The sequence below is a fragment of the Pseudomonas sp. M5A4_2d genome (assembly GCF_053345295.1).
The window spans coordinates 1-15,452 of the sequence record NZ_JBKEZW010000009.1 but is presented as its reverse complement, the minus strand read 5'-3'; the positions used below and the strand labels follow the sequence as shown (position 1 = coordinate 15,452).

Annotated in this window: 13 protein-coding genes; 11 read left to right on the top strand and 2 right to left on the bottom strand. The window is 61.0% G+C overall.

Annotated elements, in window-relative coordinates; genetic code table 11:
• The 3 genes from ACLBW8_RS20595 (at position 1) to ACLBW8_RS20585 (ending at position 3,974) form a co-directional block, all read left to right on the top strand.
• The gene (locus ACLBW8_RS20595; RefSeq protein WP_447806191.1) at positions 1–1,269 is read left to right on the top strand and encodes a sialidase family protein; all 1,269 of its coding nucleotides are present in this window, start codon (positions 1–3) and stop codon (positions 1,267–1,269) included.
• Positions 1,269–1,880 carry a hypothetical protein gene (locus ACLBW8_RS20590; protein WP_064454062.1) on the top strand — a complete coding sequence of 204 codons (612 nt, stop codon included), beginning with the start codon at positions 1,269–1,271 and terminating at the stop codon, positions 1,878–1,880. Before ACLBW8_RS20595 ends, ACLBW8_RS20590 begins: the two co-directional genes overlap by 1 nt.
• A 72-nt stretch (positions 1,881–1,952) precedes the next feature.
• Positions 1,953–3,974, top strand: a complete 2,022-nt coding sequence (locus ACLBW8_RS20585; RefSeq protein ID WP_447806190.1) for an LTA synthase family protein — start codon at positions 1,953–1,955, stop codon at positions 3,972–3,974.
• On the opposite strand, the gene ACLBW8_RS20580 is transcribed toward ACLBW8_RS20585, so the two are convergent.
• Positions 3,975–4,349: a c-type cytochrome gene (locus ACLBW8_RS20580; RefSeq protein WP_064454063.1), complete on the bottom strand. Its 375-nt coding sequence runs from the start codon at positions 4,347–4,349 to the stop codon at positions 3,975–3,977.
• A gap of 182 nt (positions 4,350–4,531) precedes the next feature.
• On the opposite strand from ACLBW8_RS20580, the gene ACLBW8_RS20575 reads away from it, so the two are divergent.
• From ACLBW8_RS20575 to ACLBW8_RS20560, 4 genes are all read left to right on the top strand, one after another.
• On the top strand, positions 4,532–4,912 hold the full coding sequence (locus ACLBW8_RS20575) for a response regulator (RefSeq protein ID WP_128590155.1): 381 nt from the start codon (positions 4,532–4,534) through the stop codon (positions 4,910–4,912).
• 195 nt (positions 4,913–5,107) lie between these two features.
• Positions 5,108–5,722 carry a biliverdin-producing heme oxygenase gene (locus ACLBW8_RS20570; protein ID WP_447806189.1) on the top strand — a complete coding sequence of 205 codons (615 nt, stop codon included), beginning with the start codon at positions 5,108–5,110 and terminating at the stop codon, positions 5,720–5,722.
• The gene (locus ACLBW8_RS20565) at positions 5,719–7,947 is read left to right on the top strand and encodes an ATP-binding protein (RefSeq protein ID WP_447806188.1); all 2,229 of its coding nucleotides are present in this window, start codon (positions 5,719–5,721) and stop codon (positions 7,945–7,947) included. Before ACLBW8_RS20570 ends, ACLBW8_RS20565 begins: the two co-directional genes overlap by 4 nt.
• 248 nt (positions 7,948–8,195) lie before the next feature.
• Positions 8,196–10,094: an alkaline phosphatase D family protein gene (locus tag ACLBW8_RS20560; RefSeq protein ID WP_447806187.1), complete on the top strand. Its 1,899-nt coding sequence runs from the start codon at positions 8,196–8,198 to the stop codon at positions 10,092–10,094.
• A 112-nt stretch (positions 10,095–10,206) separates the two neighbouring features.
• On the opposite strand, the gene ACLBW8_RS20555 is transcribed toward ACLBW8_RS20560, so the two are convergent.
• Positions 10,207–11,235: an amino acid ABC transporter substrate-binding protein gene (locus tag ACLBW8_RS20555; protein WP_064454068.1), complete on the bottom strand. Its 1,029-nt coding sequence runs from the start codon at positions 11,233–11,235 to the stop codon at positions 10,207–10,209.
• A gap of 144 nt (positions 11,236–11,379) precedes the next feature.
• Between ACLBW8_RS20555 and ACLBW8_RS20550 the strand changes: the two genes are divergently transcribed.
• From ACLBW8_RS20550 to ACLBW8_RS20535, 4 genes are all read left to right on the top strand, one after another.
• Entirely contained in the window at positions 11,380–12,273 is an 894-nt protein-coding gene (locus ACLBW8_RS20550; RefSeq protein ID WP_407016183.1) for a LysR substrate-binding domain-containing protein, read from the top strand.
• 89 nt (positions 12,274–12,362) lie between these two features.
• Positions 12,363–13,613 carry a 2-aminoadipate transaminase gene (locus tag ACLBW8_RS20545; protein ID WP_262666244.1) on the top strand — a complete coding sequence of 417 codons (1,251 nt, stop codon included), beginning with the start codon at positions 12,363–12,365 and terminating at the stop codon, positions 13,611–13,613.
• A 161-nt stretch (positions 13,614–13,774) separates the two neighbouring features.
• Entirely contained in the window at positions 13,775–14,245 is a 471-nt protein-coding gene (locus ACLBW8_RS20540) for a DUF6622 family protein (RefSeq protein WP_447806186.1), read from the top strand.
• 69 nt (positions 14,246–14,314) lie between these two features.
• The gene (locus ACLBW8_RS20535) at positions 14,315–15,031 is read left to right on the top strand and encodes a hypothetical protein (protein ID WP_447806185.1); all 717 of its coding nucleotides are present in this window, start codon (positions 14,315–14,317) and stop codon (positions 15,029–15,031) included.
• Positions 15,032–15,452: the final 421 nt, after the last annotated feature.

Genomic DNA, 15,452 nt, shown 5'->3' with positions numbered 1-15,452 from the left:
ATGCGCTCCGCCCTACTGATCTGCAGCCTGCTAGGGGTATTTATTGCCGCCTGGCTCAGCCATCCGCCGCACGTGCTCGCACCGTTTGCGCAAGCGAGCCCGAACACCGCCAAGGTCGCGACGGCGCCGCACTACACCAGCCGCTTCGTGTCCTCGCAACTCACCGACTTTGTGCACTCCTCGTCCGTCACCGCGCTGCCCGGCGGCGACTTGATGGCCGTGTGGTTTGCCGGTTCGCGCGAAGGCGCCGCCGATGTGCAGGTGCGCACCGCACGGTTTGATGCGCGCAGCGGCGAATGGGGCGCCGAGCATGTGCTGGCGACGCGGGAAAGCACGCGGGACGGCACTCAGCGTTACATCCGTAAACTGGGCAACCCGGTGATTGCGATGGGGCCGGATAAACGCCTGTGGATGTTTTACGTGTCGGTGTCGGTCGGCGGCTGGGCCACCAGTGCGATCAACGTGATGGTCTCCGAGGACCTTGGCGCGAACTGGTCGGCACCTCGGCAATTGGTGACCTCGCCGTTCTTCAACATCAGCACGCTGGTACGCGCCGCGCCGGTGTTTCACGCCGACGGCTCGATCGGCCTGCCGGTGTATCACGAGTTCATGGGCAAGTTCGCCGAATACCTCTACTTGAGCGCGGACGGTGCGGTGATCGACAAGTTCCGCATCAGCCGTGGCAAGCATTCCCTGCAACCGACCATCGTGCCGCAGGATGGCCAGCGCGCCGTGGCGATGTTGCGTTACGCCGGCGAAACCCATCACCGCGTGCTCGCCAGCCGCACCGAGGACGCCGGGCAAACCTGGAGCGAGCCGTACCCGCTGGAACCGGCCAATCCCAATTCATCGCTGGCGGCGGTGGGCACCGAAGACGACGGTTTGCTGGTCGCCCTCAACGACCTGCAGGACGGCCGCTTCAAACTCAGCCTTTACGGCACCGACGCCAAGCTGAGCCAATGGCGCACGGTGGTGGAGCTGGACCAATCCCCCGACCCGCTGGGCCAACCGTTTTCCCCCGAGGCCTATAAAGCGATCATCGGCGAAGGCTTTCGCGCGTCCAGCGGCGCCAAACGCCTGCCGCTGGAACAACGTTTCCTGAGCAATCTGGATTACCGCGTGTGCAAACCCCGTGGCTGCGACTTCGAATACGAGTACCCGTATTTCAGCCGCAGCCCGGACGGCATGTATCACTTGGTGTACTCGTGGAATAACACCTTTATCAAACATGTCAGCTTCAACGAAGCCTGGCTGGCGGAGCGTCTGTGATGGTTTCTGTGTGGCAAGCCCATTTGAGTTTTGTGTTGCTGGGGTTTGTGGCGCTGTGTGCACTGCGCTTTACCGCGCCGTGGCGACCGTGGTTGCTGCCCGTGCTGGTGGTGGTGAGTTTTATCCCGGTGAATGAACTGCCCTTGGCGGCGTACGTACGCAGCTTTACCGATGACCTGGCGATCAGCACGTTGGTGTTGTTGGCGTGGGTGGGGCTGTGCCGGTTGGGCGTGGTACAGCCGCTGGGCCGTCAGCACCTGGTGCAATTGCTGGTGCTGTTTGGCGTGCTGAGCCTGCTGTTGTATCCCGCCACGATGGGCCTGACGTATTTCGACCCTTACCGCTGGGGCTTTAACCCTCGGCCGATGATTGTGCTGGTAGGGGCGGCGGCGCTGTTGATGCTGTGGCTGCGCAATGCATTGGCGGTGTGGATGTTGGCGATCGGCACCCTGGCGTTCGCGTTGCGGCTGAAGGCTTCGGAGAACTATTGGGATTACCTGGTTGATCCGCTGTTGGCGGGCTACTGCGTAGTCGCAGGATTAATGCAATGCAAACTGTGGGAGCGGGCTTGCTCGCGAATGCGGCGTGTCAGGCAACAACTCTGGCACTGATACACCGCTTTCGGGAGCAAGCCCCCTCCCACATTTGATCTGCGTCGTTTTGGACATTGGGAAGGGTCAATGATGGGTGCGTTGCAATCACGCCGCCTGCGCTACGGCGTGGGCGCGATCGGGTTGGTGTTTGTGTTGCTGGCGGCGTTGCGGCTGGTGTTTTTAATCAGCTTTTCCGGCTTGGATTTAAACACCCCGGCGCTGCTGGAAACTCTGGGCATCGGCCTGCGGTTCGACCTGCGTCTGGCGGTGTTGATCCTGTTGCCGCTGGCGCTGCTGGCCTGGCTCCCGCGCTGGAACCTCACGACCTCGTCCGCGCTGCGCTGGCTGGCGCGCGGCTATCTGGTGGTGGCGCTGGCCGGGGTCGGCCTGGTGTACATCATCGACTTCGGCCACTACGCCTACCTCGGTGTGCGTATCAACGCGACCGTGTTGCGCTACCTGCAAGACGCACAGATTTCGCAACAGATGGTGTGGGAAACCTACCCGGTGCTGTGGATAACCGCCTGCTGGCTGGCAGCAGTCGCCATGTGGGTGTGGGCGTTGGTGTGCCTGGAGCGATTGACCCTGGACCGCGAACCCAACACCATCGGCAAATGGGCGGTGGCGTCTGTGGCCGTGGTCGGCGTTGTCGCCGTGCTGCTGGCGCTGCTCGGCCGCGTAGCCAACCTCAACCTGGAAAACCCGGTGCCGCTGCGCTGGAGCGATGCGTTCTTTTCCGGCAATAGCCAGGTCGCCGCCGTGGGCCTGAACCCGGTGCTGTTTTTATACGACACGCTCAAGGTCGGCCAAGCGCAATTCGATGAAGCCAAGGTGCGCGAGCACTACCCGCAGGTGGCCGCGTATTTGGGCGTTGATCAGCCCGATCCCAAGCAATTGAATTTCACCCGTGAGCAAGGCGTGCAGCAATATCGCCTGCAAGGCGAGCGCCCGCCCAATGTGATCTTCGTGATGCTCGAATCCCTCGGCACCAGCGCCGTCGGCGCCTACGGCAACCCGCTGAACCCCACGCCGAACCTGGATAAACTGGCGACGCAAAGCTGGTTCTTCAAACACTTCTACGTGCCCGTCACCGGCACCGCCAAAACCGTCTGGGCGAGCATCACCGGCGTGCCCGATGTCACGCGCCAGGAGACCGCCACACGCAACCCGCTGATTACGCGGCAACACACGCTGATCAACGCGTTCGAGGGCTACCAGAAGTTCTACATGATCGGCGGCAACGCCGGTTGGGCGAATATCAATGCGTTGATCCGCCAGAGCATCGACGGCGTGCAGCTGTTTGACGAAAGCCACTGGCGCTCGCCACGGGTGGACGTGTGGGGCATCTCCGACCTGGACCTGTTCAAGGAAGGCGACTCACTGCTGCGCGCGGTGCCAAAAGACCAGCCTTTCTTCGCCTACGTGCAAACCTCCGGCAACCATCGCCCGTTTACCATCCCCAAGCAAAACGATGGCTTCCAACTCAATAACGTGACGCTGGAGCAAGCCCAGGCCGCCGGTTCACGCAGCGTCGAGCAATACAACGCGGTGCGCCTGCTGGATTACAACATCGGCCGCCTGATGGACATCGCCAAGGCCGGCGGCTGGTACGACAACAGCATTTTTGTGTTTTTCGGCGACCACAACACCCGCATCAGCCAGATCCCGCACATGGCGCCCGCCTTCGAGCAATTGGGCCTGGAAAGCAACAATGTGCCGCTGCTGATCCACGCCCCGGGCCTGCCACCGCGGGTGATTGAAGAAGCCGTGGGCCTGGCGGACTTGCTGCCGACAGTCGCCGGCATGGCGGGCATACCGTTTCGCAACGGCGCGATGGGCCGCGACATCCAGCAACCGGCGCCGGAAGGCGAACGCGTGGTGCCGCTGGTGCTGCATGAGGGCACGTTCCCGATTATCGGCGGCGTGACCAAGGACTTCCTGCTGCAGATGCAACATGACGGCAGCTCGCCGACCCTGCATGACCTGGCCTCGCAAACGCCGAGGGAGGATGTGGCCGAACAGCACCCTGAAGAGTTTCAACGCTTACAGGGGCTGACGCGCGGGCTGCATGAGAGTGCGCGGTTGATGTTGTTCAGGAACGTGCGCGAGTGATTACTTGGGCTGGAAGGTTTCCAGGTACGCCAGGATGTTTTCAATTTTTTCCGGGTCGCTGATGCCCCAGAAGATCATGCGCGTGCCGCTGACCACCTTCTTCGGCGCCTCGATATAGGCGGCGAGTTTGTCGCGGGTCCAGACCACGCCGGAATTTTTCATCGCGTCGGAGTACTGATAGTCAGTGGTGGTGCCGGCGGGGCGGCCGATGATGCCGTTAAGCTCCGGCCCAAAACCGCCGCGTGCACCTTCGCCGATGCTGTGGCAGCCGCCGCAGGTCTTGGCGAAGAGCTTGCCGCCCGCCTCGGCATCGCCCGCCGCAAAGGCCGGGCCGGTGTTGAGGATCAGGGCGAGGGTCAACAAGGCGTACTTCATTTATGGCTCCACAGCGGGCAACGGTGAGTCGATTATGCCTGTATCAACCTTACTGTGCCGCTGCGGCCCACCACCGCGCAACCGCTCTAAAACGACCACCCATCGCCCCGCACATATCCAATCGAACCTATTCACGCCCGCCCCACTCCACCTTACTGAACCCTGATGGTGGAGTAAGGATCATGGCCCAGCCATCGATTTTAGTGCTGGAAGACGACGAGATTATTCGTTCGTTAATGGTCGACGTACTGGAGGATTTCGGGGCTCATGTCACTTCGTTTCCTTCGGCGGATGAAGGCATGATTTACCTGGAACGCGGCGACGACCCGGTAGACCTGATTGTCAGCGATATCCAAATGCCCGGCCTGCTCAACGGGTATGACCTGAGCAAGGTGGTGGCGCATCGTTGGCCATCAGTGCCGGTGGTGCTGACCTCCGGCAATACCAAACTGGCGGCGCAACTGGGCGGTTCCGTACGTTTTTTGCCCAAGCCGTGGAGTGCCGAACATTTGGTTGAGTGCGTGCAAAACGCACTGACCCAACAGGGTTCATCCCTGCATTGATAGCACCGCAATATCACTCAAACCGAACTTGATGCGCCGCCCTGTGGTCATTAATCACGCAAGGAGCGACTTTTCTGATCTGCCGGTCAGCCTTTTCGCCTAGTGCGTGCAGTTGACGGTAATGCGTTGTGTAGAATCGTCGCCATTTTACTCGCGTCATTCATGGCCGAAAGGCCCACAGTTCGAGCTCATTGAATGCATTTACAGGCCCCTGACCTTGCTGCGCCCTCATTGCTGGAAGCGTTGCGCTCAGGCACCGGCCTGCTGCATGTAGCGTTGGAAAAACGCCTGCCGTTTTTCTCCGAACGTCTGGATGCCGACTGGTACCAACGCCTGCTTCAGGCGTACTACGGTTTTTATGGGCCGATGGAAGCGGCGTTGTATGACAGTGGTTTGATCCCCGATGGTTTCGATACCGCGTTGCGGGTGAAAACACCAACATTGCTGTGCGATCTCTACGCCCTTGGCTTGACTGGCGCCGACGTCAGCGCCCTCCCCCGTTGCAGTCAACGCCCAACGTTCGATAACCCCGCCGCCTGCCTCGGTGCTTTGTACGTACTGGAAGGTGCGACCCTGGGCGGCCAGGTATTACGCAGGGAAATGGGCAAGCGCCTGGATATCGATGCGGATAACGGTGGCGCGTTTCTCAACGTCTACGGCGCCGAGACCGGTCGGCGCTGGAAAGACTTTCTCGATTACCTGGGCGGTCAGTCACTGGATGCGCCAGCCAAACAGCGCGCAGTGGAGGCGGCCTGTTCGACATTCAGCGGCTTTGAGCAATGGCTCGCCAGCCAGGAAGTACTGCTATGAAACCTGAAGATTTTGAAGAACTGCTTGCCAACTGCGCCGACGAACCCATCCGCACCCCGGGGGCGATTCAGCCCCACGGTGTGTTGCTGACACTGTCGGAGCCAGGCCTGAACATCATTCAGGTCAGCGCCAACGTAGGCGTATTGTTCGGCCACGCGCCAGAGTCGCTGTTGGGCCAACCGCTGCACACCTTGATTGGCGCAGAGCATGCCCAAACCGTACAAGCCATGGCTGAACACAGCACGTTTTTCGAAGCACCCGCGCTGCATGTCACCTTCAACGGTGCGCAATTTGAGGGCCTGCTGCATCGCCATCAGAACGTATTGGTGCTGGAGTTCGAACCTCGGCTCGAAAATTTTAAACCCCGCGCCCTGAATGGCCGCGCCAGCAACTTGGGCAAAATGCTGCAACGCCTGCAGTCGGCGAAAACCCTGCAAGCGCTGTACGAAATCAGCGTGAATGAAATCCAGGCCATCACCGGTTACGACCGTGTGCTGATCTATCGCTTCGAAGAAGAAGGCCATGGCCAGGTGATCGCTGAAGCGTCGGCGCCATCCATGGAGCTGTTCAACGGTCTGTTCTTCCCCGCATCCGACATCCCCGAGCAGGCCCGCGAGCTGTACCGCACCAACTGGCTACGCATCATCCCGAATGCCGCCTACGAGCCGGTGCCGCTGCTGCCCAAGCTGCGCCCGGACACTGGCCAGCCGCTGGATTTGAGCTTTGCCACCCTGCGCAGCGTGTCGCCAATTCACTGCCAGTACATGCAAAACATGGGCGTGCTGTCGTCCATGAGCATCTCCTTGATGGCGGGTGACAAGCTCTGGGGCCTGATCAGTTGCGGCAACCGCGAGCCGCTGTTGGTGCCCAATGATCTGCGCATCACCTGCCAAACCATCGGCCAGGTGCTGTCGTTGCAGATCAGCGCCATGGAAGCCCTGGACGTGAGCCGTCAGCGCGATGAGAAAGTCGAGGCACTGGCCCTGCTTGATCAGGCGATGAAAGCCTCTGAGCAAAATGTGTTCGAAGGCCTGGCCCAGCAGCCGCAGGTGCTGATGGAACTGACGCTGTCGGGTGGCGTGGCGATCATCGAAGACAAGCAGCTGCATCGTTACGGCAATTGCCCTGAGCCGGAGCAGATTCGCGCCTTACACAAATGGCTGCAAGCAAGCGGCCAACCGGTGTTTGCCAGCCATAAGCTGGCGTCGGTGTACCCGCCCGCCGCCGAGTATCAGCAAGTGGCCAGCGGCGTCCTGGCCATGAGCCTGCCCAAGCCGGTAGACAATGGCGTGCTGTGGTTTCGCCCGGACGTGAAAGAGAACATCCACTGGAGCGGCAACCCGAACAAGCCGCTGAACCTGGAAAACTCCGACGCTGGCTTGCATCTTCGCCCACGCACCTCGTTTGAAATCTGGAAAGTGGAAATGGCCGGCATCTCCACCAAGTGGGGCCATGGCGACCTGTTTGCGGCCAACGACCTGCGCCGTTCCGCCCTGGAAAATGACCTCGCGCGCCAAGTGTTGCGTGAGCAGCAAGCGGTGCGTGCGCGTGATGAACTGGTGGCGGTGGTGTCCCACGATTTGCGCAACCCGATGACCGTTATCTCGATGCTCTGCGGCATGATGCAAAAGACCTTCAGCTCCGACGGCCCACATACTTCGCGGCGGATTTCCAAGGCCATCGACACCATGCAACAAGCCGCCGGGCGCATGAATGTGCTGCTGGAGGACTTGCTCGACACCTCGAAAATCGAGGCCGGGCGTTATGTGGTTAAGCCGGTGGTGTTGGACGTCAGCCAGATGTTTGAAGAAGCCTATGCCTTGCTCGCGCCGCTGGCGATGGAAAAAGGCATCGACCTGTCGTTCAACGCAGCGCCGGGCCTGCAGATCAACGGCGACCCGGAGCGCCTGTTCCAGGTGCTGTCGAACCTGATCGGCAATGCCATCAAGTTCACCCCGCGCCTGGGCAACATCGAAGTCAGCGCCGTGAGCAATGGCGAAGAAATCGTGTTTTCGGTGTGCGATTCCGGCGAAGGCATTGCGCCTGAACAGTTGCCGCAGGTGTTTGATCGTTATTGGACCCAGACCGAAAACAACCCCACCGGCAGCGGGCTGGGGCTGTACATCACCCAGGGCATCGTTCAGGCCCACGGGGGGCGGATGGAAGCTGAAAGTGAGTTGGGGCGGGGCAGTGAGTTCAGGTTTACGGTGCCTAAGGCGGACTGAAACGCCCTCGGCCAGCGACGGCAGCCTGTCGGGCAAACGCAGCCGCAATCGCATCAATCCTCTCTGGATTCGATCGCACAAGGCCGACAGCGTTGATGCAACAAGGCCGCTCAACGCGCAGGCCGGGCGGCCTGCGCCGCGCCTGATCACCCCAAGGAGTGCAGCACTTCGCGCTGCACTCTGTTAACAAAACACTGACATCCTCTGCGCTACCCTTTTCAGCCCTACCTTGTGAGAGCTGCGTCCTCATGCCTCAACCCGATTCTTTGCCCGCGGTGATTGCTGGCCCGATGCTACGGCGCCTGGAACCGCGGCGCCTGGTCTTGTGGTTGGTGGGAAGTCGTACCCTGCAAGTGCGCTTGAGGCTGCAGTTACCCACAGGCGAGACGCTGGATATCGGCCTCGACGCGCAGCACTGCCAAGTCGTCCCGGTTGGGCGTCATGCCTTTATTCACCTGATCGACGTATCGCTGAGTGCCCCTCTGCCCCAGGACGTCGCCATTGGCTACGACGTGGTGGTCGACGGCTCCGGCATCGCCGAGTGGGCGCCACACCTTCTGTACGCCAACGCCGAGTCTGCGAGCTTCGTGCTGCACAGCCGCATCCACCAGTTGGTGCACGGCTCCTGCCGCAAACCGCATCACTGGGCCGACGAAGGCTTGCTGTGCGTCGACCGCCTGCTGGCTGATGCCCGCACACCGGCCCAACGCCCGGCCCTGCTGATGATGAGCGGTGACCAGATCTACGCCGACGATGTGGCCGGTCCGATGCTGCGGGCGATTCACACACTGATCGCTCGCCTGGGGCTGTTCGACGAATACCTCGAAGGCGCCGTGGTGAACGACAGCGCCAGCCTCTACACGCATCACGCCAGCTATTACCATCGCGCTGACCTGCTCCCGGCGCTGGACAGCAACGAGACGTTGCGCGAGCGCTTCTTTGGCGGGGTGAAAAAACCGATTTTCACCAGCAGCACCGCCGACAATCACCTGGTGACCTTTGCCGAAGTAATAGCGATGTACTTGCTTGTATGGTCGCCCACACCCTGGACGCTGATCGCGCCACAACCGCCGCAACTGAGCGTCGAAGAACAGCAGCGCTATGCCCGTGAACAGGTGCACATAGATCAATTCCGTGATGGCCTGCCAGGCGTCGCACGGGTGTTCGCCCACCTCTCGACGCTGATGATCTTCGACGATCACGACATCACCGATGACTGGAACCTCAGCGCCCAGTGGGAGCAAACCGCCTACGGCCACCCGTTCTCCAGCCGCATCATCGGCAATGCGCTGCTCGCGTATATGTTGTGCCAGGGCTGGGGTAACCAACCGGATGTGTTTGGCGAATTGCTGAACCAAACCCAGGCACTGACCAGCGAGGCGCAAGACAACCCTCTGCAGGCCTGCGCACACGATGCCCTGCTGCAAGCGCTGCTGAAATTCCAGCAATGGCATTACGTGCTGCCCACCTCCCCCGCCCTGGTGGTGCTCGACACGCGCACCCGGCGCTGGCGCAGTGAGTTCGCCCTCAAGCAACCTTCCGGCCTGCTGGACTGGGAAGCCTTGAGTGAGTTGCAACAGGCGCTGCTGGACCACCGCTGCGCCATCATCGTCTCGCCCGCGCCGATCTTTGGCGTCAAGCTGATCGAGGCGGTGCAGAAGGTATTCAGCTGGTGCGGCTACCCGCTGCTGGTGGACGCCGAAAACTGGATGGCCCATCGCGGCGCCGCCCAGGTGATCCTCAACATTTTCCGCCACTCGCGCACGCCGGGTAACTACGTGATTCTCTCGGGCGACGTGCACTACTCATTTGTCTACGAAGTGCTGATCCGCCATCGCAACGCCGGCCCGAGGATCTGGCAGATCACCAGCAGCGGCATCAAGAACCAATTCCCACCACGCTTGCTGGAGTGGTTCGATCGCCTGAACCGCTGGCTCTACTCGCCACGCTCGCCATTCAACTGGTTCACCCGCCGGCGCATCATGCAGGTAGTGCCGCATATCCCGGAGCATGCGCAGGCAGGTGAGCGGCTGTGGAATTCGGCGGGGATCGGCCAGGTGTTTTTCAACGAGCAGGGTGAGCCTGAGGCCATTTACCAGCACAACGCCGATGGCACGCCCCAAACGAGGATGGTCGCGCCGAAGTAATGGTCTGTAGCAGCCAACCTGAAGCAGCAACCCCCTGCGATTCAAACAACGCAAGCCCCGATGCACTGCAGGGCTTGCGTCGCAGCCTCGCTAAAACTCGACAGCACTCACCTCAGCGTACCGGCGGCGCGTACTGGATGCCGCCGTTGCTCCACAACGCATTGAGCCCACGCTTGATCTTCAACACGCTGCCCTGGCCGATATTGCGTTCGAACACTTCGTCGTAGTTGCCCACTTGCTTGACGATCTGCACCACCCAGTCCTTGCGCAGCTTCAGGTCTTTGCCGTAATCGCCGTCGGCACCGAGCAGGCGGGCGACATCAGGGTTCTTGGTGGACTTGGCCTGCTCTTCGACGTTCTGCGAATTGATGCCCATCTCTTCGGCATTGAGCATGGCAAACAGGGTCCACTTGACGATGCTGAACCACTCATCGTCGCCCTTGCGTACCAACGGCCCCAGCGGCTCCTTGGAGATCACCTCGGGCAGCACCACAAACTCATCCGGGTGAGCCATCTTGATGCGCTGCGCATACAGGCCCGACTGGTCGGTGGTCAGCACATCGCAACGCCCGGCTTCAAGGCCCTTGGCGCTTTCGTCGGCGGTGTCGAAGGTGATCGGCGTGTACTTCATGCCGTTGGTACGAAAGTAATCCGAAACATTGAGCTCGGTGGTGGTACCGGCCTGGATGCAGACGGTCGCGCCGTCCAATTGCTTGGCGCCGGTTACGCCCAACTTGTTGTTCACCAGAAAGCCGATGCCGTCGTAATAGGTCACGCCAGTGAACACCAGGCCCATGCCGGAATCGCGGGAACTGGTCCACGTCGTGTTGCGTGAGATCAGGTCGATTTCACCCGATTGCAGCGCAGTGAATCGCTCTTTGGCGGTCAACTGGCTGAACTTCACCTTTGACGCATCACCAAACACGGCAGCGGCGACCGCGTGGCACACGTCCACGTCGATGCCGGTCATCTTGCCGTTGGCGTCGGGCACGCCGAAGCCCGGCAGGCCATCACTGACGCCACACTGGATAAACCCTTTCTTCTGGATCGCATCCAGGGTTACGCCCGCGTGGGCGCTGCCCGCCAGGCTCACGGCAGCAGCCGCAGTGAGCGCGGCCAACGTGGTTTTGAGGTGTTTCATGCGTGGCACTCCCTGTCGAACTTTATTATTCGGCGCCGCACAGCCCGCGCCGGTTTATAGTGTTGCCGCGCAGTATCGACGGCTTTACTCCCCTGTCACAAACGACCTTTAGGCAAAGGCTCCTTCCGATTTGGAATGAACTGCATGATCTCAAAACGCTTGACCCCTTCGATGACCGCCCTGCAATGCTTCGAAGCCGCCGCCCGCCACTTGAGTTTCACCCGCGCCGCCGAAGAGTTGCACCTGACCCAAAGTGCCGTGAGCAAGCAGGTGGCGCAGCTCGAGGAAATGCTGTGCCATAACCTGTTCGAACGGGTGCGCCAGCGTTTGTATCTGTCGCCGGCGGGCTCGCTGTACCTCGCCGAGGTGCACAAGATCCTGACCCAGGTGGACATCTCCAGCCGCTACATCCTCACCTATGGTGGCGAGACCGAGGTGCTGCGCATCGCCACCCAGCCGACGTTCGGCGACCGCTGGTTGGTGCCCAAGCTCAAGGATTTCGCCGCCAAGCACCCGAATATCCACCTCGATGTGCGCAACGAGCTGGAGCCCTTTGACGTGCTGCAGGCCAAGGCCGATATCGCGTTTTTCTTCGGCCAGGGCTCGTGGCCGGGAGCAACCTGCATCGAGCTGTTTCGCGAAGCCGTGGTGCCGGTGTGTGCGCCCGGGTTTGTCACCGAGGGCAGCGATGCTTCGTCACGCCACACGTTGCTGCAATGCACGTCGCGCCCGGAAGCCTGGCATGAGTGGTTTCTGGAACAGGGCCTGCACTCGCAGAACAGCTACCACGGGCCGCGCTTCGACACGTTCTACATGTGCATCCGCGCGGCGCAATCGGGCTACGGCGTGGCGTTGGTGCCGCAGTACCTGGTGGCCGACGAGTTGGCCAACGGCAGCCTGATGACCCCTTGGAATTACGCCATGCCCAGCGCCGGCGCCCACTTTATCGCCCACGCCGAACATGCCGGTGAGGTCCCTAAAGTAAAAGCCTTCCTGAACTGGATGGTGAACTACACACACGCACATCCCGACTTTTAATAATGACCCGGCGACTTTATTTCGTTTGCGACAGGGCATGGCGCGCGGCTTAGATAAAAAGAAGCCCGCCATTGCCGAGTCCGAGATTCATGAGCCGCGAAACCATCAGCCAGTCGATTTCCATCGTTCACCCCATCAGCCTCAGCCATGGCAAGAACGCTGAAGTCTGGGATACCACGGGCAAGCGCTACATCGATTTTGTCGGCGGCATCGGCGTGCTCAACCTCGGGCATTGCCATCCGGGCGTTGTCGCGGCGATTCGCGAACAGGCGACCAAGCTCACCCACTACGCGTTCAATGCCGCGCCGCACGCGCCCTATATCGAACTGATGGACCGCCTGACCGCGTTTATCCCGGTGGGCTACCCCGTCAGCGGCATGCTCACCAACAGCGGCGCGGAAGCGGCGGAAAACGCCTTGAAGATCGTACGCGGCGCCACTGGCCGTACGGCGGTAATCGCCTTTGACGGCGCCTTCCACGGCCGCACCTTGGCCACGCTCAACCTCAATGGCAAGGTGGCGCCCTACAAGCAAAAAATCGGTGTGCTGCCCGGCCCGGTGTATCACCTGCCCTACCCCAGCGCCGACAACGGCGTGACCTGCGGTGAGGCACTCAAGGCCATGGACCGGCTGTTCAGTGTTGAAATCGACGTCGACGATGTCGCCTGTTTCATCATCGAACCGGTGCAGGGCGAAGGCGGTTTTCTGGCCCTGGATATCGAATTCGCGCAGGCCTTGCGCCGCTTCTGTGATGAGAAAAACATCCTGCTGATCGCCGATGAAATCCAGTCCGGGTTCGGGCGTACCGGCCAGCGTTTTGCGTTCTCGCGCCTGGGCATCGAACCGGACCTGATCCTGCTCGGCAAAAGCATCGCCGGTGGCGTGCCATTGGGCGCGGTGGTCGGGCGTAAAGCGCTGCTCGACAACTTGCCCAAAGGCGGTTTGGGCGGCACCTATTCCGGCAACCCGATTGCTTGCGCGGCCGCCTTGGCGACACTGGATGCGATGACCGATGAACACTTGAGCACCTGGGGTTCACAGCAGGAAGAAACCATCGTCAGCCGGTATGCCGCCTGGCGCGAACAGCGCCTGTCACCCTATTTGGGCCGACTGACCGGCGTCGGTGCCATGCGCGGCATCGAACTGGCCAACGCCGACGGCACGCCCGCGTCCAGGCAACTGACCCAACTGCTGAGCCTGGCGCGGGATGCCGGCTTGCTGCTGATGCCCAGCGGCAAGTCGCGGCATATCATCCGGCTGCTGGCTCCGCTGACCATCGAGCCCGCCGTGCTGGAGGAAGGCCTGGATATCCTGGAGGACTGCCTCAAGCAGTTGGCTTAATACCGCGCATTGTTCGTTGACGTTGTCCGGCGTGGCGTGTTGCTGCGCGCCAGTCCCAATTCGATGGACAAACCCGTAGCCGCTCAACGACTATTCAGCGCCTACCCACACACCGCACGGAAGCGCCCATGCTCGATATCCTCTAAGGCACGCCCCTTTGGGTGTACGCCATTTACCTGTGGATTTGTTACTACGGCATCAAGGCCTGCCTGGGCGGGCGCGAGAATCGTCGCTCGTTGATGATCCTGCCGGGGGTGCTGGTAGTGTGGTCGCTGATGTCGCTGGCGCCTTCGATCCTGTCGAGCAGCGCCTGGGTTGCCGGCGCACTGGCAGGCAGCCTGCTGGGAATGTGGCTGTTCAACGCACGAGGCGCGCGGCTTGATGCCAATGGCGAAACCCTGGTGCTGGCGGGCACCTGGAAGACCCTGCTGATCTCGCAGCTGTTCTTTGCCGTGAAGTACTACTTCGGCTACCAGCAGGCGGTGCACCCGCTGCTATTGAGCACGCACGAGATGCTGGTGGCGGTAGGCGGGGTGTCCGGGTTTACCGTCGGTCTGTTCTGCGGGCGGGCCGTACGGCTGCAGCGGGCGCTGGCTGCCTTGCGCCGCGATAAGGGCATTGTGCTGCCTTGACCTGATCCCTCTACCCACTGAAAATGCGCGACGCTTTTTTGTTCCGTTTATTGAAGTAGTGAAATTTTAATGTCCGATTCTTACACTGAAAAATCCGCCGAAGAGTCCGTAGTCGCCTTGCATTCCAAAGCTGAATACGAAAACGCCATCAATCTTTCACAGCATGTGCCTGCCGCCAAGATCATCAGCGAAATGGTGCTGGACGCGTTTCACACCTCCAAGGAAAGCGACCAGATCCGCGAATTGCGCGTGGCGATCCGCCAAGCCCACGACGCCTTTGACGACGACAAGGCCTACGACTTGATGGGCCAGCTCAAGCAACTCAAAGATGCCGAGGCCGCCGACAACATCGCCCTGGAAGACCTCAGCAGCAAATTCTCGATCAGCCGCCTCTTGTCCAGTTTCAAGGACGACCCCGAGTTCCAGGAGCTGGTCTACGGCCTGGCCCTCAAGGTGCTGAACCAGTCCCACCAGGCCATCAGCAACCCGAGCGCCGGCAAGAGCAAAGCTGCACGGCCCAAGAAAGAAGCCGAAGTGTTTGTCATCAGCAAGGACGGCATCAGCGTCACCCTGCCGCTGCGCACGCCGCGCTCCAAGCTCAACGTTGACCGCGAGGCGTTCGAGTTCCTGGGTTTCAGCTTTGTGGGTGAAGGCGATGAAGCGGAGCTCGATGTCGAAAGCTTTGTGGATAACGCCGGCGCTGAGCAGCCGTTGAGCCGCAAGAGCGTGATTACTGCACTGCAGCAACAGACTGCGTTTGATGGGTACAGCATCGCGCAGCAGTAACCCGGTATCTGCAACACAGCTGCACTAAAAATGTGGGAGCTGGCTTGCCTGCGATAGCATCACCGCGGTGTGACGGATACACCGGGGTGCCCGCATCGCAGCATAGGTATCTACACATCTTTTTTTACGAGTTGAGTGCCGTGGTTGTCGGGGGGCGCTGAGTACATATCCGTTGTTTGGGGCACGGCTGACATGGGTTTCGCCCTTACGGCGACTCACTTTGGAAAAGCCCCAAAGTAAGCAAAGGGCTCTTGCCCCACCACTCGGCACCTCGCCTAGGCTCGGTGTGCCCTCACGCAGGCTTTGGACCGTGGGCCGCCGCCATGGGCCATCGTTGGCCCATCGCGGCTAACCCGGCGTCCTGCCGGGTTACCCACGCTCCAAAGCCTGCGTTCGGCCAGCGTGGTTAACGGGGCGCCTA

Excerpts from the sequence above, each read along its gene's own strand:
- ACLBW8_RS20595 (WP_447806191.1), top strand. The coding sequence starts at position 1 with ATGCGCTCCGCCCTACTGATCTGCAGCCTGCTAGGGGTATTTATTGCC.
- ACLBW8_RS20590 (WP_064454062.1), top strand. The coding sequence starts at position 1,269 with ATGGTTTCTGTGTGGCAAGCCCATTTGAGTTTTGTGTTGCTGGGGTTT.
- ACLBW8_RS20585 (WP_447806190.1), top strand. The coding sequence starts at position 1,953 with ATGGGTGCGTTGCAATCACGCCGCCTGCGCTACGGCGTGGGCGCGATC.
- ACLBW8_RS20580 (WP_064454063.1), bottom strand. The coding sequence starts at position 4,349 with ATGAAGTACGCCTTGTTGACCCTCGCCCTGATCCTCAACACCGGCCCG.
- ACLBW8_RS20575 (WP_128590155.1), top strand. The coding sequence starts at position 4,532 with ATGGCCCAGCCATCGATTTTAGTGCTGGAAGACGACGAGATTATTCGT.
- ACLBW8_RS20570 (WP_447806189.1), top strand. The coding sequence starts at position 5,108 with ATGCATTTACAGGCCCCTGACCTTGCTGCGCCCTCATTGCTGGAAGCG.
- ACLBW8_RS20565 (WP_447806188.1), top strand. The coding sequence starts at position 5,719 with ATGAAACCTGAAGATTTTGAAGAACTGCTTGCCAACTGCGCCGACGAA.
- ACLBW8_RS20560 (WP_447806187.1), top strand. The coding sequence starts at position 8,196 with ATGCCTCAACCCGATTCTTTGCCCGCGGTGATTGCTGGCCCGATGCTA.
- ACLBW8_RS20555 (WP_064454068.1), bottom strand. The coding sequence starts at position 11,235 with ATGAAACACCTCAAAACCACGTTGGCCGCGCTCACTGCGGCTGCTGCC.
- ACLBW8_RS20550 (WP_407016183.1), top strand. The coding sequence starts at position 11,380 with ATGATCTCAAAACGCTTGACCCCTTCGATGACCGCCCTGCAATGCTTC.
- ACLBW8_RS20545 (WP_262666244.1), top strand. The coding sequence starts at position 12,363 with ATGAGCCGCGAAACCATCAGCCAGTCGATTTCCATCGTTCACCCCATC.
- ACLBW8_RS20535 (WP_447806185.1), top strand. The coding sequence starts at position 14,315 with ATGTCCGATTCTTACACTGAAAAATCCGCCGAAGAGTCCGTAGTCGCC.